Source organism: Escherichia sp. 94.0001 (assembly GCF_013369155.2).
Classification (GTDB): Bacteria; Pseudomonadota; Gammaproteobacteria; order Enterobacterales; family Enterobacteriaceae; genus Escherichia; species Escherichia coli_F.
Genome location: NZ_JABWMS020000269.1, coordinates 1 through 329, shown reverse-complemented (window position 1 = coordinate 329; position 329 = coordinate 1). Strand labels below are relative to the sequence as shown.

The 329-nt window shown below is 52.0% G+C and carries 1 protein-coding gene; it reads left to right on the top strand.

The window, feature by feature from the left end; translation table 11 throughout:
* Window positions 1-329, top strand: a 329-nt coding sequence (locus tag HEN33_RS25655) for a hypothetical protein (protein WP_445297915.1), incomplete at both ends; no start/stop codon positions are given.

The window sequence follows — 329 nt, the reverse complement described above, 5'->3', positions numbered from 1 at the left end:
CGCCGTTATTTGTGGCGCAGGGGAATCAGCTGTTCATGAACGACGTGTTCCTGAAACGACTGTTTGCGGTGAGCATCACGTCATCCGGCAATCCTCCGGCATTTTCCCTGACGCCGGACGGGCGACTGACGGCGAAAAATGCGGATATCAGTGGCAGTGTGAATGCGAACTCAGGGACGCTCAACAACGTCACGATTAATGAGAACTGTCAGATTAAGGGGAAACTGTCAGCCAACCAGATTGAAGGCGATATTGTCAAAACGGTCAGCAAGTCTTTGAACCGCCCCGGTTTTCCTGGAGAGTGTTTTATCTGTGAACTCAGGCTGCCA